Source organism: Psychrobacter sp. 1Y4, assembly GCF_051847555.1.
Genome location: NZ_JBPYDE010001230.1, coordinates 1 through 502 on the forward strand (window position 1 = coordinate 1; position 502 = coordinate 502).

At 37.3% G+C, this 502-nt stretch carries 1 protein-coding gene; it reads left to right on the forward strand.

Annotation, left to right across the window (positions count from 1 at the left end):
- Window positions 1-386: abortive infection family protein (locus ACS8FC_RS21280; protein ID WP_439298240.1), on the forward strand; the 386-nt coding region annotated here is incomplete at its 5' end.
- Window positions 387-502 lie beyond the last annotated feature (116 nt).

Consider the following 502-nt stretch of genomic DNA (forward strand, 5'->3'; position numbering starts at 1 on the left):
CAAAGGCTTTAATAGGTACCGTAGATTCCTCAAGCGCAATAGACCGTGCTCATACTGCACTTCACGGTTACTTAGTACAACTTTGTACAGACAATAGTATTGAGTTACCGCCTGACCCAACAGTATCTAAAGCTTTTAAAGAGCTTAGGTTTTTTCATCCTGCATTACAAGCTTCTGGCAACAGATCTGAGGAAATTACTAGAGTCTTACAATCCTTTGCTAATTCGATTGATGCTTTTTCCACTCTGAGAAATAAAGCTAGTCTTTCCCATGTGAATGAATTACTAGAGACACCTGAGGCGACAGCTACAGTTAACGCTATGTATACTATATTTAGATATATACAGGACTCAATGCAGCGAAAAAATAATAAATCTTTGTTTTAGCTGAATGAAGTATTTAAACCAAAAAAAACACCCAACCAAGTTGAGTGTTTTTTTATTGCCTATCGCGACAGCTTACAACGTACTGATAATCTCATTTAGCTGCTCATTAAACGCCT